Source organism: Verrucomicrobiota bacterium, from assembly GCA_027622555.1.
GTDB lineage: Bacteria > Verrucomicrobiota > Verrucomicrobiia > Opitutales > UBA2995 > UBA2995.
On sequence record JAQBYJ010000019.1, the window covers coordinates 39,374 to 60,320 of the forward strand.

Sequence of the window (20,947 nt, forward strand, 5' to 3'; positions counted from 1 at the left end):
GATCGAGGATCAATTTGGTATTGAACGCTACCCTTTTTTCAAAGGGTTTTTCGATCGCCATCCATGTCTATTAATCTGCTGAGAATTTTCATCTGCCTGTGTGTTTTCAATAGGATCCTACTTGCATCCGATTCACCTATTCCCGAACGCCAGGAGATTCCTCCCTATCGTTTGGATAGGGACTACCGGCCAGAAATCACTGCCGTGCGTGTCGAAACACCGCCGAAGATAGACGGCCATCTTGATGAGGAGGTGTGGCAGACTGCCCCGCTTGCTGGCCCATTACTGCAGAATCAGCCCCAGTCGTATACCCATATGGACCAGCAGACATTCTTTCGCGTGGCATACGACGATCACTATCTTTATTTTGCACTCTGGTGTTGGGATACGGAACCGGATAAAATTGTAGCCCGTTATATGCGTCGGGATGATACTCTGTGGGATGATGACTCCATCACTGTAAACCTAGATACCTTCAATGATGAGCGAAATGCCTATTCGTTCATCGCGAATCCGAACGGAACTCGCCATGACGCGTTAGCCACCAACAATGCTAACTACAATTCCCAGTGGGATGGCGTCTGGGAGGCAAAAACTCAGATAACGGATTATGGATGGCAGACCGAAATGGCTTTTCCGCTTACGACGTTTAGCTTTGATCCAGAAGCTTCCCAATGGGGCCTCAATGTGGTCAGGAGGATCAAGCGCCTGGATCAACAGGGTATATGGTCCTCTCCGAGAAATTCTGTTCGCGGCTATTACATGTCGGAAGCAGGAAAACTCAATGGCTTAAGTGGTCTCAAACAGGGACTGGGGCTTGAGATCAATCCATACATTCTTGGTAAGCAATCGGACGACAAGGTTCTGGGGACGGATGATTTCGATTTCGAATGGGGAGGAGACATTCGTTACCGGATCACTCCCAAGATGAGTGCAACTTTGAGCTACAATACTGATTTTGCCGCCGCCGAGACCGATGCTAGGCAGGTTAATCTGACACGATTTTCCCTGTTCTTTCCCGAAAAGCGCAGCTTCTTTCTAGAAGATGCCGGGGTATTCAACTACGGCGGCCTGGCCGGCAGATTCAGTCGGAGGACGGGATCGAGAGCATCTCCTGTCATCCTTCCGTTTTTCAGTCGACGTATTGGCTTGAACAACAGTGGAGAGGTCGTGCCTTTGCTAGGTGCGGCCAAGCTGTCTGGTAGGATAGGAGACTACAATATAGGTGTCATCAATGCGGTAGTGGACGCCAACGGAGAGCTGAATAGCCAGAACGCTTTTGTGGGGCGGGTAAAGCGGCAGATCTTTGACCAGTCCTCAATCGGAGTCCTAGCTACACACGGTGATCCCAATTCCGAATACAATAATCTTCTGCTCGGGGGAGATTTTCAGTACCTGACGAACCAGTTCCTCAATAAATACCGACTGGAAGTGAATGCTTTTGCCATGGCCACGGATTCGGACCATCCGAATTTTGAAAGTGGATTGGCTCCTGTAGTGGGCGGTAGTGCGATTCTTCCAGCTGCTGAATTCGAAGCCGAAATGGCCTTCGCGCATGTGGATGAAAACTTTCATCCGGCTCTTGGATTTGCTCCGCGGACAGGAGTTCGAAGATACTACACAAGACTGTTGTACAAACCCTACATAGAGTCGAAAGAGTGGCTGCGCCAGATGTATTACTCATACGAAGGAGAATATATCACGGACCTTTCCAACAAGCTTGCATCTTCCCGTCACATTTTCACACCCCTCCAACTTTTGTTCGAGTCAGGGGACGAAATCATTTTTGAAATGGAGAGTTCAGCCGACGTACCTAACAGCCAGTTCCCGATCTACAATGTCGATGGCGAAGCGGATGACGTTCTCATTCCGGCCGGAGATTATTCATGGACGCGAGGGATTCTTGCGTTTCAAACCTCCACCAGGAGAAAGCTTCAATTGAATCACGATTTTTCTTTCGGGGATTTTTATAATGGTACCAGGATTGAGAATACGTCCGAGCTAACCTATTTACCGTCCAAGCATTTTGGGGCCGTGCTCAGCTACTCTAAACAGGATGTCGAACTGCCAACCGGGGACTTTGATATAAAACTGACCTCACTTACAGCGCTGATCAATTTTACTCCCGACTTTAGTTGGTCTAACTTGGTGCAGTACGATAATGTTTCGAATACAATGGGTATCAACAGCCGGTTGGTCTGGGAATACAAACCAGGGAAGCGGGTGTTTTTGGTGCTGAACCAGAGTTATCTTGATGAAAGGACCGGCTTTGTGCGCAAGCAGATGGATACTACTCTAAAGCTTAGTTCTATCTTTAGATTTTGATCAGGTCATAAAAGAGTTTATGTTTACCTATGCAGCGCTCCCGGAATGGTTAGACGTTCTGCCTCTACGTCTTCGAACCAGGTTTCAAGTTGGCTCAACATATTACTTGTTTTGTCAGGGAATTTCTCTGCCAGGTCGTTTTGTTCGCCAGGATCTTCTGCGAGATTATAGAGTTCGGGTGGCTCAGGATCTGGCAGTTTAACTCGAGGGATGGGGAGCAATTCGGTAATGGATTGCGGATCTTTTTTGTGCTGAGAGTCGGCGGCAGAAAATGCCTTAGTACGTAGTTCGTCTTCCTCGCTGACGTAGAGCTCCTTGCTGAAGTAGCGGGTTCCTTTTATCATTGGGCGCACCAGTTTCCAATCCCCGTCGCGCATCGCTGCGTTGGTGCCGATGTTCGGAACGTAGAAGTTCCATTGCCAGAAACGTCGAGGGTCTATATCTACACTGCCGCCTAGTAGCATAGGGGAAATATCATGCCCATCGAACGCTGGGCCTTCCAATGGATCGATGCCTGATAGACCAATGAGTGTAGGGAGCCAGTCTGTGAAATGGACGAGGTCGTCGTTCAACTGATTCGCTTTTATTCGGTCTGGATATCGAACAATCATCGGTACACGGATACCACCTTCATAGACCCAACCCTTACTTCCTCGCATGCCGCAATTGAAGCGCTCATTGAAGTTGTTCTCTCCCGGCTCGAGCTGACGGGAGGGGTTAAAAAAGGCGGGGCCATTATCACTCGTGAACAGGACGATGGTGTTTTCGTCGAGTTGTGCGTCTTCCAGGTATTGAAGGATACGACCGACACCTTGATCCATAACTTCGATCATCGCATAAGTGGTGGCGGTGATCCGGTCAAAACCTTTGGCTTTGTATTTTTCAACTAACTCTGCTGGTGCCTGGAAGGGTGCGTGCGGGGCTGTGTAAGCGAGCTGGAGGAAAAAAGGATCCTCCCGATGTCGTTTGATAAAGGACAACGCTTCATCAGTGAACACGTCGGTCAAATAGGTTCCGTCCGATTTTCGATAAGAATCGTTAACGCGTAGAGTGTAATCATAATAGTCGGACCACCCACCACAAAATCCGACAAACTCCTGAAAGCCCCGGGCGTTCGGTTCGTATCTTCGGTCCAAAGCACCGTTGTGCCACTTGCCCACCAGTCCGGTTGCGTATCCGGAATTCTTAAACATGTCGGCCATGGTTATTTCCCTCAACGCGATCCGGTCCAGTCCATGAAGTTCATGTTGGGTGATTGCGCCCGTGCGATGAGGAACTCTTCCTGTTACAAGTGAGGCTCGAGCCGGAGAACAGATGGGCGATGCAGAATAATGCTGGCGAAAGCAGGTGCCTTGGCCCATTAGAGTATCCAGGTTCGGAGTCTGAACAACACCTGGATTAAACGTTCCGAAATCACCGTAACCCATATCATCGGCAACGATTAGCAGGACGTTCGGTTTCGACAAGGTCACCGCGGGTGGTTTTTTTGTATGGGTGGTCATCGAAAAGTTCTTACTATTTTGATTGAGTCAGCAATCTCAATACTTTGTCCACCGTTTTGTGTATCGCAAAACCAATTCTACTTACTCTATAAATAATCTATGAGACTACTTTCTGCCCTATTTCTCTTTTTTGCTGCTTCGTTAGTAAGTGCTTCGGACGAATCATTTCAGGTGACCTCTGAGGGATTCCAAGAGTATCGATTGGTTTCCCCATTTCAGGCGGGAGATACGACACTCAGGGTTTTGTTACCCGACAATTTCGATTCGGAAACTATTTACCGTGTTCTCTACGTCTTGCCTGTCCACGAGGACGGTTTGTGCAATCACGGTGATGGACTGGTGGAAGTAAAAAAACATAACTACCACAATACGCATCAGCTGATTTGTGTAGCTCCGGCTTTTACCACCAAGCCCTGGTTCGCCGATCACGACCTAAATCCGCACAAACGGGATGAGAGTCATCTTCTGAAAACAGTGATTCCGTTTGTGGATGAGCACTACCCTACGCAGCCTAATGCGGATGGCCGCCTATTGATCGGCTTTAGTAAGTCGGGGTGGGGTGCCATAGCGCTGATTCTTAGGAATCCCAAACTCTTCGGAAAAGCCGTGGGTTGGGACATAGGAATTCGGGCTGACACGGGACCCATTACGGAAGAGGAACGCGCGGAGCGCATAGCTCGTGAGTGGGGGACGGTTAAAAACTTCGAAGCCAATCGCCTATCCAATCTTGTTAAAAAACGTGGCAAGGATCTCGGAGATAAAGCTCGCCTGTTTTATTATAGCACCGAAGGAACGCGTGCGATCGGCGGGGTCGAGATTCACCGGCTTCTGGTTGAGAACAATATCCCCCATCGCTACGTAATGGAACCGAACCGCAAGCATGCCTGGGACACTGGATGGATTCCGGAGGCTGTGGAGTTTTTGGTTAGTGAGTAGAAAAACCCAAGGAATTTAATTCCTCTATGAGCCGTATAGTTAGCGTGATATTAACGCTATGCGTAAATAAACATTGACGCTACACGTAAATATAGCGAATCTTTCACTGTGATTAAAAGTTTCGCTGACAATGAAACACAAAAAATATGGAATCAACAGCGTTCACGGCGACTACCTGGTAACATCCAACAGAGATCTCTCAACAAGCTCGCGATGCTCAGTCAAGCTAGTGACCTCAAAGATCTTCGAATCCCACCGTCAAACAGACTAGAGGCTCTCTCCGGAAATCGACGTGGACAATTTAGTATACGAATCAACCAACAATGGCGCATTTGTTTCCGGTGGGAAAATGGAGATGTATACGATGTTGAGATAACAGATTACCGTTAACCATAAAACGCCCGTTTTTATTATGAGTACCAGTAAATTGAAGTTTCCACATCCAGGTATCATCCTTCGTGAAGAGTTTCTCGATGAAATGAACCTTACGCAGTATCGTTTGGCGACGGATATTGGCATTCCGCACAGTCGCATAACAGCAATCATAAAAGGAAAGCGGTCGGTTACTCCTGATACAGCTTTGCGCTTGTCTCGTTACTTTGGAACTAGCGCCGAATTCTGGCTCGGATTACAGAAAGAGTACGATTTACGTAAGGCGCGGGAAGAGCTTGGTGCCACTATTGATCAAGAGGTCGTGCCGCTAAAAATTGCCTGATTGAAGGAAGGAATCCAATGCTCTTAAAAATGCTACTCTCCTCTGCAAGCAACGGGGAATTATCCAGTTCTGTCATTAAGTATCCGTTTCTATGATATGCATATTGCTAGAGAAACTTTAGGCGGTGTAGTAAAAGGCTTGTATTATCCGTTCAAAAGCTGGGATAAAATGATCATCCTAAACTATAGGCTGGGTTGGAACTGGGTATTGCATCTTTGGATTCTTCTATTCCCTCTCGGAATTCTTTTGGGAGAAAATCAGGTGCGGGTAGATGGCACGGATATCCTATTTGATGACCAACCCGTTAAGATTATCGGCTTACGCTGTTCTAACGCGTTAATCAGTGATTCCACAACGGAGGATCTTATCAATGTCCTGGATCTCTATCACAGTTATGGAGTAAATACCGTTTCGGTGTTTTTAATGGGATCCCGGTTTGGGGACGTCAAAGGCTATTTGCCGGACGGCAGTTTGAACCCGGTTTATAGGAACCGCTTTGAGCGAATCTTACGGGCTACTGAGGAGAAAGGCGTGATCACGATTGTTGGCTGTCTTTACTGGAGTACTTCCCGTGCGAAAGAGGATTTGTCCAGTTGGGCTCAGGAAGATGCCAATCGGGCCATTGCCAATACCGCACGTTGGTTGAATGAGAATAATTTCAGGCATGTGATTCTTGACCCCGACAACGAGGGTATGGCGGGTCGGGAAATGAAATGGAAAACCGAAGGATTTATTCTGGCGGCCAAGGCCGCTAATCCGGATTTGGTGGTAGCGAACAACACACGCCAGGAGACCCGCAGCGAAGATCTGAATATGCACTTCGGTCCGCAGAAACCCGGTAAGCCCTGGTTTGATAGTGAGTCGACACCCAAGGAGTCCGTGCCACTCAGTGGATACTGGAGTGATTTCAGTAAAGAGGCCCACGTCTCAGACGAGACCTACTATAATTATTCCCGGATTGGTCGCTACACGAATGAAATGAAAGCGAGGCAACTGGAACAATCTCTCACTGGCATGAACGAATATAACGGAATCATGCTAGCCAGTACCTGGTTACAATGCGCACCTGACGAAAGTGTCGGAGGACCTTTTACCAATCCTGGTGGTTTTTCAAATCTTGGTTCTAGTGACAATCTAGAGGCTCCATGGAACCAGGGCATTGATACCTTGCATCCTGACGCCGGTATCCTTTGGTGGTTGGAGTATGTGAAGGAAAATTGGGCTAACCAATAACCCCGCAATCAGAATTAATTATGCCTTCTCAATCTGCATCTAAGTTAATCTTATTAATTAATATCTTTCTCATGTGGGGATTGAACGTTTTTGGAGTGGATCCAGAGCCGCAGTTAATCCCCCGGGCAGCAGAAGCGACGGATAAGCCCTATCAGCCACAGGCAATTTCACCAGGTGGGATTGTCATCCCCATTTATCCGCCGAATTCACCGTTTCTGAAACAGGACCGGGTCAGGGAAGCGGAAGTGTACGCTATGCATGAAGTGCCTGGTCGCATCCAAAGTATTGTTAACGTGCACAATCCGTCGATCGAAGTTCACACCGTCTCCAAGAACAGCAACACGGGCGTAGGAATGATTGTGTTAGCCGGTGGAGGTCACAAACGTCTGATCATTGGTTCGGAAGGAACGGACCTCGTGCCGTATTTTTTCAACTACGGGATCAATACGATTATTTTGCGCTACCGTTTGCGGGATGACGGTTACAATGCCGAGGTGGATGCCGTGAGCGATACCCTGCAAGCCATTCGCCTGGTTCGTTCACGGGCAGCGGAGTGGGGGATTGATCCGAACAAGATCGGTGCTATGGGATTCTCGGCTGGTGGAGAACCTTCGGCAAACGCTGCTTTGCAGTACCTGAAGTTCGACGCTGAAAACAATGGGCCAAACGACTCTCTTGCCGGGGTTTCCTCCCGACCTGATTTTGTGGGTCTTATTTACACCGGCCCATCAGCAATTACCAAGAGTCCTGAGACGGTCGTAATCCCCAAGGATGTTCCTCCCGCCTTCCTTGTTTCCGCCAGCTATGGAAACGCGAGTCATACCAAGTGGTCTTTCGATTACTACATGGCCATGCTCGATAAAGAGGTACCCAACATCGAAATACACATGTACGGCAACGGCTGGCATGGAGGTGGAATTACTGATCGTGGAGGCATCCCCTATGGTACCTGGCCGGACCGCTTCATCGACTGGTTTCGCGATCTTGGGTTTTTACAAAAACCAGGTGTTCGAACGAAAGCAGCTTCCGATATAGAGACCTATCTGGCGAAGTAGCCGGCTATCAATTGCCTTCACCGATACAAACAATATGCTTCAACCCACGGTGGAAGATCTTGCCTTGCGAATAGCTGGGTGAATTAAGGCTCCAGGTTTCTCCGGCGGGGCCAAGGTCGTTGATTGATACCAAAGCGGTATCATCGAACGTGCTGGCTTCTGAATCGATAACGTAGGTCATGCCGATCATGGTAGGGAAGAAGACGTATTGATTTACTGCGATCGGGCTGCCTGCTGTGACGTGACCCCAACCGTCGCCTTTTGAACGCCTGTCGTTGGCGGTTTCGATGCCTCTTGAATTGGTGCCATTGCTGGGGATGTGTTTGTCCCAGAGGATCTGATCGTGAGCTTTGGGCTGGCGAACTACCTGGATAGGAACCTGGAGGAATTCAGACTTGCCGGTCTCTGTATTCACGCGACCGATGCAATGACCTGCGTGGGTAAGGAATAAAAAATATTTTCCGACCAGTATGGGTGTTTGGTTCGTGGGCTCCGGTTTAAATTTTTCTATCACCTTCGTGAAAGGAGAATCCCGGTGTGTTTCGTATTTATTCTTTGAGCTGTTCCAAAGCCGGATGTCTGCAATTTCGAAGACCGGGAATTTGGCTGCCAGTTTTCCGGTTTGAGAATCGAGCTTAAGCAGATTGCCCGAATCAAAACCGTAGGCGTAATGCTCATTGAAGTGTGATACGGCATAGGTTGCAGTTCCTGTGGAGTCATAATTCCAGAGGTTTTCCCCGGATACTTTGGACATACTAAATCCATAGGGAACTTCCGGAGGTTGGTGTCCACCACCTCGTCCGTGAAATATGTGTGGTTGGCCGTTGATGTATCCCAATCGCGGTGTGTTGTGAACGGAGGTTCCAGTTGACTCGGTCCAGAGTGGTTTTCCGGTCGCTGCATCAAAGCTTCGAATAAAAGTCCAAGGCCAATCTTCCGCCGGCGAATTGCGATTTCCAGGTTCGGCTTTCATCGGTCGCCGCAATGGATCATCTGCGTCACGCATCAGAACAAAGAGTAACTGATTATCGACGAGGATCGGTTCGGATTGTTTGGCATTGTGTCTTGAGCGTGATTCAAAGGATCGGGTCCAAACTACATTCCCCTCCATGTCGAGGCAGACCATGGTTCCGCCCTGGTTGATGAACCATACATGGTTTCCGTCCGTAATGGGAGTTGCGCTGGTGTTATCGGAAAACAACCCCGAGTAAGGCATTGTCTTAGGGCTGGGAATGTCCTTGGTCCAAAGAATTTCTCCGGTTTGAGAATTCAGACAATAACCAATGATATCACTTCCCTCCGCCTTTTCCAACGGAGTGCCCATTGGCAGTGGTTTATTGATGGTGAGGAATATTCGGTTCTCCCAAACGGCAATCCCGCTTTGCCCGCCTTCCGGTAACACGGTTTTCCAAAGGATGTTGGAATCGCTGCTTACACTCCATTCTGTTGGGATTTTCTGGTCTGTTGTGGTAGTCCAGGTTCCCGAGGGACCGGAGGCCATTGGCCACTGATCGTCAGCGTGTTTGATGGGAGATTGGGCCAGAGTAGAGGCACAAATCAAAAGAGTGCCGAAGCATAGGGGTATTAAAGGGTTCACAAGTCAGTTTTCGTTTTTGAACATCAATTGGGCAAATCAATTCGTAGTGGGTAAGTCTCCACGATCTTCCAAAATCTACTCAAGTAGAGGTCTGCTTGACAAAAGTAAGAAGTAAAAGTAAGACTTTTTTATGATTAAGTCGATTTCAGTTAAAGGACAGTTGGTTCTACCGAGCAAGTTGAGGAGAAAGTACGGGATTACGGCAGGAAGTCCGGTCAATATTTTTGATACGGGTGCGGGAATATTGATTGAGCCATTACACACGAGCTCTTCAGATGGAAACTTCGTTAAAAAAAGCAAGATCGATGGCGGCCCTGTTCTTTCTTTCAAGAAAAAACAGATACTCGCTTCAGCGCAAGTTGCGAAGCTCCTTGAAGAATCCGAATGAACTATCTACTCGACGTAAATGCGTTGATTGCTGGTGTATATGAAGATCACGAGCACTATGCCGTTATGCGAACATGGATGCTTGAAAATAAAGATCATGGTCTTCGAGTTGCGCCACTGGTTATGACGGGCTGTTTAAGGATTTTGATGACTGTTTCAGGAGAGAAGAAAATGCAAAAAATAATTTCTGCCATCGCGGCATTTAGGGAATTTTATAATATAGAAACCGTCGCAGACGATATTGAGAATGAACAACTTGGAACCTGGGTTTCAGGACCAAAACAAGTTACCGACGCGCATTTACTGGCAATTGCCAAGCGACACGAACTGAAGTTGCTGACCTTTGATAAGAACATTCCAGGTAAAAATGTTCTCCGCCTTGGTTGAGTTCGTGAGAATATTCCAATGACACCCTGTAAAACATTTGATGCTTCAACCGCTCAATTTAAAGTTCTGATTTTTCACTTTGGATTATCCCTTTTATTTATTGGCTGTGGAAAAAATGAGGAACTGGTTGAGAAATCAGTTGGTGAAGGACTCGCCCAACAATATTGTATCGCCTGCCATTCATTTCCCGAACCGGACCTGCTACCGAAAGAGAGCTGGGAATTTTTGCTAACCTATATGGGGTTCTTTCTGGGTGTTGTGGATTACTCTTATTTGGAAGGCAGCTCGGAGCGAACCATGGACGTCATTGAGGCCCGGGAGGAGTTTGTTCGTGCGGCTCATTTGTTGCCTGATACTCCCATGCTTTCCGGGGAACAATGGAAAATGTTGCGGGAGTATTATATGAGTCATGCGCCGGAAGCGGCGATCCCCCAGGTCGACAAACCGAAAGTTGTCGAGGACCTTTCTTTATTTTCGGTTAAGTCGATCCAGTACCGACAAAAGGCGGCCATCACGTCGCTCGTATCCATCGATGAAAAGAACGGATTCCTTTTGATTCATGATAGTGGTGCGCAACGGCTCACCATACTGGATAAGGATTTGGATTTTCATGATTCACACGAAGCGCCAGGTGTTTTTCTGATTGAAGCGATAACCCGGGATAACGAAATCTACCTGCTCAATATTGGTGATCTCTTCGCATCGGAAATCGGAAAATCCTATGGCGAGGTTCAGCACGCGAAGCTGCGTGGTGGCGTGCACTATGACTTAAAGATTCTTTTGGATAATCTTCATCGGCCATCAGATTTTTCTTTTGCAGATTTTCAAAATAATGGGGTGGAGGAACTTCTTGTGAGCAACTTTGGTGATTACACAGGAAACCTGTCTTTGTTTAGACGAGATCTATCGAACGGGGAGTTGTTATCTGAAGCGGAAATTCTCAGCTCTGAAGCGGGAATCGTTCAAAGCGAGGCCTTTGACTTCAATGAAGATGGATTTCTCGACATTGTAACTATGATGAGCGCAGCTCGCGAAAACGTGAGTATTTTTCTGAACCAGGCAAACGGCAGCTTTGAAAGAAATATCATTATTGAGGGGAATCCATCTTATGGGTACACGGGGTTGGTGCTGCGCGATTTTAATAACGATGGTCGGATGGACTTGATCACACTCAACGGCGACAATGGTGATTCTGATCCCTACAACACACTGAAACGCGATCAAGGAATTCGCATCTACCTCAATCAGGGAGATCTGAAATTCGAAGAGGCTTATTTCTATCCGATGTATGGTGTTTACGGTGCCGAAATAGAAGACTTTGACCTCGATGGAGACTTGGACATCGCGGCCATTTCATTCCATCCGGACTTCTATCCTGAAAAACCAGAGAACTTCGTTTTTCTCGAACAAACTGAACCGCTCACTTTCGCCCCGAAGACACACCCTGCCACCTACAATGGCCGTTGGTTAACCATGGATTCTGGTGACATTGATGGCGATGGTGACAAAGACATCGTTCTCGGCGCAGCCTATTCTCCGGTAGGGATGATGGCTAATCATGAGGATAAATTTCTCCAGTTGGTAAAAGAAGGTCCTCCGTTATTATTCTTAGAGAACCAAACAAATGAGTAGAAGCGATAGTAGGGTATCGAAGGAGAATGGTCCTGGCTTCACTCAGCTGATGTTTCGTCCAGTTTAATGATGTAGGTTTTGTTCTGAAATTCAATGGTGTCACCCGCTACCATCTTTTTTCGTTTTCGGGTTTCAACGGTTCCGTTCACTTTTACCTGCCCTTCATTGATGACAAACTTCGCTTGACCTCCGCTTTCAACCAGGTTCTCGAATTTCAGAATTTTGCAGAGCTCCACCGGCTCTTTTGCTATCGTTACTTCTTTCATAGGCTTTATTTTCAAATCAAATTCTTTTGAAAGGTTGGTTTCTACAAGCACTAATGGTTTGGGAGCTTACTCCCTTTGATAGGAATGTGCTTTTGGACTGAACCGGCTAATTAAAGTCTTCAGCGCTATAAAGCTGGTCGCCTCGCGAAGCAGTTTCTTTTCTTATGCTCGTAACGGTTCTATCCTTAACAAGATCTGCGCTATTGCCCCAGGCGTTGCGAATATAGGTGATCACGTTGGCGATCTCCTTATCGGAAATGGTTGGATTTGATCCAAGGCCGGGCATAACAGCTTGTGGTGTGTAGGTCGTCCCACTCACAACAATGGGACCCTGTAGACCGTGCAGGAGCACTTTGATGAGTCGGTCGCCGTCACCTGTCACCCAGTCCGAGCCTGCAAGCGGTGGTCCAAGATTCAGTAAACCTTCTCCGTCCATTCCATGACATCCCATGCATACAGCCTTTCCTTCATAGACCAATTTCCCTTGGACGAAAGCGTCAAGTGCTTTTCCTTTCAAACGGATTTCTTTTACTTCATTTCTTGCCTTCCACAATTTGTCCATCTCGGTGAGAGCTACGGAGAATTGGGTGATCGATTCCTTATTCTTTCTCAGGAGAAATGTCTGGAATGCCTCGAAGTGCCTTTCAATTCCTTTGAAAATGACCTCAACCATCAAGTCTTTATCAATTGGATTCTCGATGATGCTAATCAGAGCCTGCCAGGCCTCTTCACTACCCAGGCGTGCCAGGCTACGTGCCTTGTAGACTTGATCATTGTCCGGTGTATCAATGCAGGTGGCAATTATCTGGTTAATTGAATCTTTCTGACATTTGGGAGCCAGTTCGAATGCCGTCATGCGTACGCTTGAGTCGTTTGAGCGAAACGCAGCATTGATGGCGGTGGCATTGACATGACACAAGCCTTCAAGTGTCCATAGTGCATGGATTTGGCCGAGAGGCTGAGTTTTATCGGTTACTATTTTGGTTATCTCGTCAGCAAGAGATACCTCACCAGATTCCACGATGAGCCGTTGTGCCGTATCGCGCCAAAAACCATTTGGGTGAGACAGGTAGGGGAGCAATTCAGCTGTAGACTTCCCTTCCAGCGCTGGAACTTCGTTTGCGGGATTTGCTTTCCAATGAATGCTGTAGATCCGCCCTGCTAGGTTGTTATGTTTGTCGAGATCCCGGCTTTCGTACTGCTTCCGCAGGTAGGAGGTGACGTAGGCTTTGTGCTGAATCAATCCGTGGTACATATCCACAATGAGAAGCGTTCCATTTGGTGCTGTGTAGGCATTAACCGGTCGAAAGCGTTCATCGGTGGAGGTTAAGAATTCCTTTTCTCCATACGGATGCGTTCCGGATTGTTGAAACTGATTCAAGCCCGTTAATTCAATCGCCTTAACGAGATTAGAGGTAGATTCACCGGCGAATGCGTAGTTGCTAAACTGCTCAGGAAAATTGTCTCCCCGATAAACGGCCACGCCGCTCGCCCCAGTTGCGTTCACCAGTTTTCCCGCTGCATTCAGGCTACCTTCGCGGTAGGCCCGATTAGTTCCAGGATTAATCCGTGATGAGTAAACCCGATTACTGCCTACCTGATTGGCTCGCATTCTGTTTAAGAAACCTGGAGTAAACGTATCGCCTATCAGCAGGGTGCTATTTGAGTTATAGAAAAATCGTCCGACATTATCTTTGGAGATTCCGAACTGTCCACGGTTTGAGGTTTTTTCCTTTATCCATGTGCCGTCGATTCTGCGGTAGCGGCTCGTTGAATTGGCGTTATAAAACCAGTTATCGTGACCGTATACCATACCATTGGCCTTGTGCTCCGGATTGCCACCCTTCGCATAGTCCGGATCGATCAATTCGCGTTCCCCCACCGGTTTTAGTCCGGCACGTTTGATGTAATAAAGCGCATCCCCATCATTAAAAATGACTCCGCCTTGTGAAAAAGATACAAGGCGTGGAAGAACAAGGTTGCTTAGAAAGTCCGTGGTCTTGTCTATCTGACCGTCACCGTTTGTATCTTCCAATACCCGGATGCGGCCATTCGGCGTATCCTCACCATTGCCGTCGATATCTGGCATATAGCTACGCATTTCCGCTACCCACATCCGTCCGTTTGGGTCAAAGGCGAGCGCTACGGGATTTTCAATCAGCGGCTCTACAGCCACCGGCTCTATGACAAACCCTTCCGCGAGTTCGAATGTCTGCATCGCTTCATGGACTGAAAGAAATGGAGAAGGTGGTATAAGTTCTGCGGGAATGGGATCTATCTGAATATCTCCATCCCCATCTTTTTTGTCTCCCAATTGGGCAAAGGCAACTGAGGGGATTATTGATAACGTCAATAGAGTGCTTATGAATTGTTTCATGCCTTGGTACAGCAAACTATCAGAAAGGGGTTTATTCTGTGAATCCAAATTATTTGGCGACTTGGGATGGGTGATTTAATAGGGAGTTTCAATCTTTAATCGGTAGATGTGTTAGGATTGGATTTTGTGAAATCTGAGGATGAGTTTGGAAAGATTGTTCCATTTGGAATAGCTCTTTAGAAGTATTTCCTTGTGGGTGACTCATGCTCTTCACTTGATTGCCGGGACTTTTTTTGCTCGGTTCAAGCACTATGAAGTTTGAGCATTACGCGATTAACGTCGAAGATTCCATCGCGGTCAGCGATTGGTATTGTGAACACTGCGACCTTCTAGCCGTGGTAGCCCTTGATCATATGCCTTTTACCCGTTTTCTGGCGGACGAAACAGGACATATGTTTTTGGAAGTGTATTCTAATCCTGAAGCGCCGATGCCTGATTATTTAAATATGCATCATCTCCAGTATCATATGGCATTCTCCGTCAGGGATGCCGGAGCAGAGAAAGAACGCCTTTTGGCTGCTGGTTGCAGCTATGTTGAAGAGCGCAATCCGGTAGAAAATGTCCGCCTCATTATGTTGCGCGATCCATTTGGAATGCCCCTTCAGTTGTGTCAACGTGCCACTACCGCACTTTGAGGATTTCAAAAGGTAAAAAGAATGGATCCTATCCTTTAAAAGAGATGAAGAATTTTCTGTGCCACACCTAATGTATGAGCTAGGATACTTGCTCATTTCATAAATAATTTCGAGCAGATCACCACCTTACACCCCACTATGGAACCCAACACTTCTTTCACTAATAAACTATCCCGACGCGAAGTTCTCACTAACGCAGGTGCATTTTTAACAGGACTCTGTGTGGTACCCTTGGCTCAGGCAATTCAACCTGTGCTTCGTTCGAGCGAGGCACCTTTGAAATTGAGCCTGGCGGCATACTCCATGCGCAGGTCTTTGCCCGATACGAGGAAAGATCCTAACGCGGTTGGTACAATGGATCTTTTGGGTTTCATCGATTACGCCTCGACTCTGGGAATCGATGCAGTCGAGTTGACGGGTTATTTTATGCCGCATCCGCTTACGACCGAGGTGCTGAATGAGATGAAGCGACGAGCTCATATCCATGGGCTGGGAATAAGTGGCGGCGCCATTGGGAACAATTTTACGCATGATCCAGGGAGCGATGAAGGTCGTAGCCAAATGAAGTATACGCGAACCTGGATCGATCATTATTCAATCTTGGGTGCGCCCGTGATTCGTGTTTTTGGTGGTAAACCTGTCGGAGATGTCAGTGAAGCGAAAGCCGTTGAGAATATCATTTCGAATTTGAAAATTGCTTGTGATTACGCTGCCGAAAAAGGCGTGATCCTTGGAATTGAGAACCATGACTTTCTAATCGAAATCGATCGATTGATGCCGATTATTGATGCGGTCGATTCTCCCTGGTTTGGAGTAAACTTTGATTCGGGGAATATTGCGCCAACCGACGATCCTTATCGTGAACTCGCTCGCATCGCTCCATACACCGTGAATGCCCAGATCAAAACCGACATTCCTGTGAATGGGAAAAAAGAACCGTCTGACCTGGGGCGCGTCATTGGCATTTTGCGGAATGCCAATTACCGTGGCTACATCACCCTTGAGTACGAGGGTGAGGAAGATCCAATTAAAGCCATTCCCGAATATTTGACCAAACTGCGCCGATTAATTACTTAGCACTTTCCCGAGCGCAGAAAGCTTCGATTTCGCTCGTTTCGCTTGATTCGGTATGCATACATGGAATCATCTTCTTTTAACTATTTTAGTCATCCCGATTAGATACCAAGCATGTCCAAAAACTTAAGTGACCTGACAGGCCGCAAAGGCGTCCAAGAGAATCTGTTCACCAAAATAGGTGAATTAGCCGCAAATGGCGGTGGTACGCCTTCATTGGAAGAACTGAATCGGTTAGCCGATGAATTCCTCATTGGGAAGGCCAATATCTATGGAACTGCGACCTTCTACGACTTCCTTAAACCGGAAAACCAGGGTAAGAAGGTCTATGTCTGTAACGGATCGGCCTGTTTGTGTGCGGGGACTCAGGATGGGTTAATTTCCGACCTCAAGGGGAAATTTAAAGAAGAGGAGATCGGCCACATGACTTGTTTGGGACGCTGTCACGAAAATGGTGCGTTTCATTACGATGGCAAGAATTACAGTGCCTTGGATAAGGATGGTTTTGAATCTGTATTTAAGGGCGAAGGTAAGAATCAGGATGATTATGCTGTCGGGTCTCACGGCCATGCAGTGCTGACCGCTCCCTTTGAAGGCATGGAGGTCTACGCGGATTTGTTGAAGACGGCACTGGCTAAAGATTCCGCTGAAGTCCTGGAAGAAGTGAAAGCAGCAGGAGTTCGTGGACGGGGTGGAGCTGGATTTCCCATGGGGGTAAAATGGGAATTCGCCCGCAATGCGAAAAGTGATCTGAAGTTTATTATCTGCAACGCCGATGAAGGTGATCCCGGTGCCTACTCGGATCGTTACCTCCTGGAGCAGCGGCCTCATGCGGTTCTCTTTGGAATGATTATCGGCGGCTACTGTATGGGAGCAGAGTGGGGCGTTCTTTACATTCGCGCCGAGTATCCGGAATCCTTTCCGATTATCGAATCCGCCATCGAGGACTTTCGCAGTTCCGGACTGTTAGGTCAGGACATCAATGGAAGTGGATTCAATTTCGATTTCAAGATTGTGCCGGGGCAAGGCTCTTACATTTGCGGCGAAGAAACGGCGCTGATCAGCAGCATTGAAGGTCAACGTCCTGAAGTGCGGGTGCGTCCGCCATTTCCGGCCCAAAAGGGTTTGTTTAATAAGCCGACCATTGTGAACAACGTGGAAACGCTGGCGGTGGTGCCTTATGTCATCAAAAACGGTGGCGCTGCTTACGCTGCTTTGGGAACCGAGAAGTCCAACGGAACCAAACTGGTGAGCCTGGACAGCTATTTCAATCGACCCGGCATTTATGAGGTAGAGATGGGTACGCCACTCTCGACGGTTGTAAACGAATTGGGTGGTGGATTCAAAGAGCCGGTCAAAGCGTTACACATTGGTGGCCCCTTGGGCGGGATGGTTCCGGCAAGCAAGATCGATGAGCTGACGATCGATTTCGAATCCTTTGCATCGGGCGGGTTTTTATTAGGACACGCCTCTGTGGTTTGTATTCCCGAAACGTTTCCTATTATGACTTACCTGGTTGAACTGATGGATTTTGCTGCTGTTGAAAGTTGCGGCAAATGTTTCCCCTGTCGTTTGGGAACCAAGCGGGCTCATGAGATGCTCGAGTCTGCCAATACGAGTAGTTACCGAATCGATACTGAACTGTTTGACGATCTTTTGCACACCTTAACCCAAGGATCGCTCTGTGCCCATGGAGGTGGCATCCCGCTTCCGGTGCGAAACGCTTTGCAATATTTTGAAGAAGAGTTGGAACCCTATTTTACCAAGGAGGTGAGCCATGTCTAAGATAGCCTACATCAACAACAAACCTCACGAGATCGTTCCCGGCGAAACCATGATTTCGTTAGCTAGAAGAGCACTCGGTAAGGACTCGATCCCCACTTTGTGCGACGCACCCAATCTGGAGCCTTTCGGCTCGTGCCGGGTGTGCAGTGTGGATGTTGCGTTGGAAAAGAACGGTCCGACGAAGGTCTTCGCTTCCTGCCATACGCCTGTGGCAGAAGGGCAGTTCATTTACACCGATTCACCGAACATTCAGCGCTTGCGGAAAAATATCATTGAGCTGGTCCTGACGGATCACCCATTGGATTGTTTAACCTGCGAGGTAAATGGGAATTGCGAACTTCAGACAGTGGCCGCACGTGTGGGCATAACCGATGTTCGTTATCCGGAAGGTGCCACTCACCTTGATCGGGAGAAGGATCTGAGTCACCCCTACATGACTTCGGACCTGAGCAAGTGTATTAACTGCTACCGTTGCGTGCGTGCCTGCGACGAAGTTCAAGGAGAGTTTGTGTTGAGCATGGCCGGTCGCGGATTCGATAGCCGAATTATCAAAGGCATGGATGAGAGTTTTGATGACAGTCCCTGTGTGAGCTGTGGTGCCTGTTCTCAAGCCTGTCCAACGGCGGCCATTTCGGATGTGTTCAAATCCAAATCAATCGCCAACACCCAAAAGACCCGCACGGTTTGCAATTACTGTGGGGTGGGTTGTAACCTCGAGGTGGCTACGGCTGGTGGAGAGATTAAAGGCATTCAGGCGCCTTATGACGCCGAAGTAAATCAAGGACACACCTGTTTGAAGGGTCGCTACGCATTTAAGTTCTACGATCATCCGGATCGAATCACTTCTCCAATGATCAAGCGCGATGGCGAATTTGAAAAAGTTTCCTGGGATGAAGTCTATGATCATCTTGCGGCGAAGTTTAAATACTTCCGCGATGAATTTGGACCGGACTCCATGGCGGGCATTTCTTCTGCTCGTTGCACCAACGAAGAAAATTACCTGATGCAGAAATTCTTCCGGGTGGTTGTGGGAACCAACAACATCGATGGTTGCGCCCGTGTTTGCCATTCACCGACCGCCTTAGGCATGCAACGCACCTTCGGAACCGGGGCCGCCACCAATTCGGTGGAGGATATCAAGTTCACCGAAGCTATCATGGTTATTGGGGCGAACCCAACCGAGGGACATCCGGTAACCGGAGCGAAACTTAAGCAATTCGCCATGACGGGTAAGACGTCGATTGTGATTGATCCACGACGGACCGAGCTCGCCCGCTATGCCACCTACCATTTGCAGCTTCGGCCAGGTACAAACGTGGCAGTCTTGAACATGATGTTGTATTACATCGTGAAGGAAGGTTTGGCGGATCAGGACTTCATTGCTGCCCGCACCGAGGGATACGAAGACTTTTGCGAAGAACTTCTAAAGCTGGATGTGGCCGCAATGGAAGCCGTCAGTGGGGTGGATCGAGAATTGGTCCGCCAAGCCGCGATTGCCTATGCAACGGCTGAGAGAGCGATGAGTTTTCATGGTCTGGGTGTGACCGAACATTCACAGGGAACCTTTACCGTTATGCAGATCGCGGATCTGGCTTTGATTACAGGAAATATTGGTCGACGTGGCGTTGGCGTAAATCCTTTGCGTGGTCAAAATAATGTTCAGGGCATGGCCGATATGGGAGCCCAACCCTACCAGGGTGCAGGTTACCTCGATGTGTCCGATCCGGATGTCATCAAGCATTACGAAGCGTTTTACGGTGTGGATATGCCCACTGAAATCGGGTGGAAAATTCCACAGATGTACGATGCAGCTTTGCAGGGAAAACTAAAAGCTGTTTGGGTTATCGGTGAGGATATGGTTCAGACCGATCCGAACAGTAATCATGTGAGAAAGGCATTGGGCTCACTTGAGATGTTAGTGGTTCAGGAGATCTTTATGACCCCGACAGCATTGATGGCTGACGTGGTTTTACCTGGTGCTTCTTTCCTCGAAAAAAGTGGTACCTTCACCAATGGTGAGCGCCGGATTCAAAGAGTTAATCAAGTGGTTGAGCCAATTGGAGATTCGAAGCCCGATGGGCAAATCATTGTCGAGCTCATGAACCGCATGGGCTACCAGCAGCCCGATTATGATCCCGCAGTTTTGCTTGAAGAAATTTCTGGCATCGTTCCTTTCTTTGCCGGTGTGAAGTGGGATGAACTGGGTGATAACGGCAAGCAATGGCCAGTGGCTGTTGGCGGCCAGGACACGCCGATCCTGCACATTGAATCCTTCAAACGCGGAAAAGGCTTATTTGTGTTTAACGCTTTTAAGGAAACAGAAGAAGTGGTAGTGAATGCCGAGAAATTTCCTTATATTCTGACCACGAACCGCAACCTGGAGCACTATAACTGTGGTGCTCAGACACGTCGGACTGCGAATATTGAACTCGTTTCTGAGGATGTAATCTTTATTCATCCTGAGGATGCTGAGGAACACGGTATCCAGGATGCGGATATGGTTTGTGTGGAATCGGATCGCGGAAAGGTAGATATCAAAGCCAAAGTGTCGGACGAAATTAAAAAAGGCGTCCTTAGCACCACCTTCCACTTTCCGGAAATCATGGTAAACGATCTGACTTCCAGCATCTCGGATTCTATCGCGATGTGTCCCGAATACAAAGTGGTCAGCGTTCGAATCCGAAAAGCTCGTAAGGTAGGAACGAGAGCTTAAGCCTTTTTAGATTTTTCGGTCACTTCAGGGATTACGATGTCTAACTGTATTCGGTAGGGCCACAGCTTCCAGCTGTGCCGGTTAATCTTCCTGTTATACAAATCGGCATTGCGAGGACGCAATTGCCCTGCTACCTTTTCGCCGTGATCTCGACTATCTGCTCAGCTGTTTGACAGGAAGCGGATTCTTCTTTGCTAGATGCCTTAGGATTCCAGCACTTGATGCGGGATTTCCGTTCCGTACGATTGAAACCCGGTTAGCTGAATCAATTTCAAAACCAATTTGATCGCCTCCTCTAATGTTCAACTTGTTGCGGATCAGCTTTGGG

At 48.0% G+C, this 20,947-nt stretch carries 17 protein-coding genes; 13 read left to right on the top strand and 4 right to left on the bottom strand.

The window, feature by feature from the left end; all coding sequences use genetic code 11:
• Positions 1-63 precede the first annotated feature (63 nt).
• Positions 64-2,325, top strand: a complete 2,262-nt coding sequence (locus O3C43_07175) for a DUF5916 domain-containing protein (protein ID MDA1066267.1) — start codon at positions 64-66, stop codon at positions 2,323-2,325.
• Positions 2,326-2,348: 23 nt separating this feature from the next.
• Here the strand turns inward: O3C43_07175 and O3C43_07180 are convergent, their stop codons facing one another.
• Positions 2,349-3,827: a sulfatase-like hydrolase/transferase gene (locus tag O3C43_07180; protein ID MDA1066268.1), complete on the bottom strand. Its 1,479-nt coding sequence runs from the start codon at positions 3,825-3,827 to the stop codon at positions 2,349-2,351.
• Between the two features lie 99 nt (positions 3,828-3,926).
• Here O3C43_07180 and O3C43_07185 point away from each other — a divergent pair, with 99 nt between their 5' ends.
• The 5 genes from O3C43_07185 (at position 3,927) to O3C43_07205 (ending at position 7,766) form a co-directional block, all read left to right on the top strand.
• The gene (locus O3C43_07185) at positions 3,927-4,763 is read left to right on the top strand and encodes an alpha/beta hydrolase-fold protein (GenBank protein MDA1066269.1); all 837 of its coding nucleotides are present in this window, start codon (positions 3,927-3,929) and stop codon (positions 4,761-4,763) included.
• A 108-nt stretch (positions 4,764-4,871) separates the two neighbouring features.
• A complete protein-coding gene (locus tag O3C43_07190) occupies positions 4,872-5,153 on the top strand; it encodes a type II toxin-antitoxin system RelE/ParE family toxin (GenBank protein ID MDA1066270.1) in 282 nt (93 codons plus the stop codon).
• A 22-nt stretch (positions 5,154-5,175) separates the two neighbouring features.
• Positions 5,176-5,478 carry a HigA family addiction module antitoxin gene (locus O3C43_07195; GenBank protein ID MDA1066271.1) on the top strand — a complete coding sequence of 101 codons (303 nt, stop codon included), beginning with the start codon at positions 5,176-5,178 and terminating at the stop codon, positions 5,476-5,478.
• 96 nt (positions 5,479-5,574) lie between these two features.
• Positions 5,575-6,711 carry a hypothetical protein gene (locus O3C43_07200; protein ID MDA1066272.1) on the top strand — a complete coding sequence of 379 codons (1,137 nt, stop codon included), beginning with the start codon at positions 5,575-5,577 and terminating at the stop codon, positions 6,709-6,711.
• A gap of 20 nt (positions 6,712-6,731) precedes the next feature.
• A complete protein-coding gene (locus tag O3C43_07205) occupies positions 6,732-7,766 on the top strand; it encodes an alpha/beta hydrolase fold domain-containing protein (GenBank protein MDA1066273.1) in 1,035 nt (344 codons plus the stop codon).
• 7 nt (positions 7,767-7,773) lie between these two features.
• On the opposite strand, the gene O3C43_07210 is transcribed toward O3C43_07205, so the two are convergent.
• Entirely contained in the window at positions 7,774-9,363 is a 1,590-nt protein-coding gene (locus O3C43_07210) for a PQQ-binding-like beta-propeller repeat protein (GenBank protein ID MDA1066274.1), read from the bottom strand.
• Positions 9,364-9,493: 130 nt separating this feature from the next.
• On the opposite strand from O3C43_07210, the gene O3C43_07215 reads away from it, so the two are divergent.
• The 3 genes from O3C43_07215 to O3C43_07225 are packed head-to-tail and all read left to right on the top strand — an operon-like array spanning position 9,494 to position 11,769.
• Positions 9,494-9,751 (top strand): AbrB/MazE/SpoVT family DNA-binding domain-containing protein, encoded by a 258-nt coding sequence (locus tag O3C43_07215; protein ID MDA1066275.1) that lies wholly within the window; start codon positions 9,494-9,496, stop codon positions 9,749-9,751.
• Entirely contained in the window at positions 9,748-10,137 is a 390-nt protein-coding gene (locus O3C43_07220) for a PIN domain-containing protein (GenBank protein MDA1066276.1), read from the top strand. The genes O3C43_07215 and O3C43_07220 overlap by 4 nt, the downstream gene beginning before the upstream one ends.
• A gap of 18 nt (positions 10,138-10,155) precedes the next feature.
• Positions 10,156-11,769, top strand: coding sequence for a VCBS repeat-containing protein (locus O3C43_07225; protein MDA1066277.1), 1,614 nt, complete (start codon positions 10,156-10,158; stop codon positions 11,767-11,769).
• A 38-nt stretch (positions 11,770-11,807) separates the two neighbouring features.
• Here the strand turns inward: O3C43_07225 and O3C43_07230 are convergent, their stop codons facing one another.
• Together O3C43_07230 and O3C43_07235 are read right to left on the bottom strand one after the other, a co-directional pair.
• A complete protein-coding gene (locus O3C43_07230; protein MDA1066278.1) occupies positions 11,808-12,035 on the bottom strand; it encodes an RNA-binding S4 domain-containing protein in 228 nt (75 codons plus the stop codon).
• Positions 12,036-12,141: 106 nt separating this feature from the next.
• Complete coding sequence (locus O3C43_07235) at positions 12,142-14,412, bottom strand: c-type cytochrome (protein ID MDA1066279.1); 2,271 nt, start codon at positions 14,410-14,412, stop codon at positions 12,142-12,144.
• A 251-nt stretch (positions 14,413-14,663) separates the two neighbouring features.
• Here O3C43_07235 and O3C43_07240 point away from each other — a divergent pair, with 251 nt between their 5' ends.
• From O3C43_07240 to fdhF, 4 genes are all read left to right on the top strand, one after another.
• Positions 14,664-15,047, top strand: a complete 384-nt coding sequence (locus tag O3C43_07240; protein MDA1066280.1) for a VOC family protein — start codon at positions 14,664-14,666, stop codon at positions 15,045-15,047.
• A gap of 138 nt (positions 15,048-15,185) precedes the next feature.
• On the top strand, positions 15,186-16,124 hold the full coding sequence (locus O3C43_07245) for a sugar phosphate isomerase/epimerase (GenBank protein MDA1066281.1): 939 nt from the start codon (positions 15,186-15,188) through the stop codon (positions 16,122-16,124).
• A gap of 111 nt (positions 16,125-16,235) precedes the next feature.
• Positions 16,236-17,906 carry an NAD(P)H-dependent oxidoreductase subunit E gene (locus tag O3C43_07250; GenBank protein ID MDA1066282.1) on the top strand — a complete coding sequence of 557 codons (1,671 nt, stop codon included), beginning with the start codon at positions 16,236-16,238 and terminating at the stop codon, positions 17,904-17,906.
• Entirely contained in the window at positions 17,899-20,619 is a 2,721-nt protein-coding gene (gene fdhF / locus O3C43_07255; protein MDA1066283.1) for a formate dehydrogenase subunit alpha, read from the top strand. Before O3C43_07250 ends, fdhF begins: the two co-directional genes overlap by 8 nt.
• Positions 20,620-20,947: the final 328 nt, after the last annotated feature.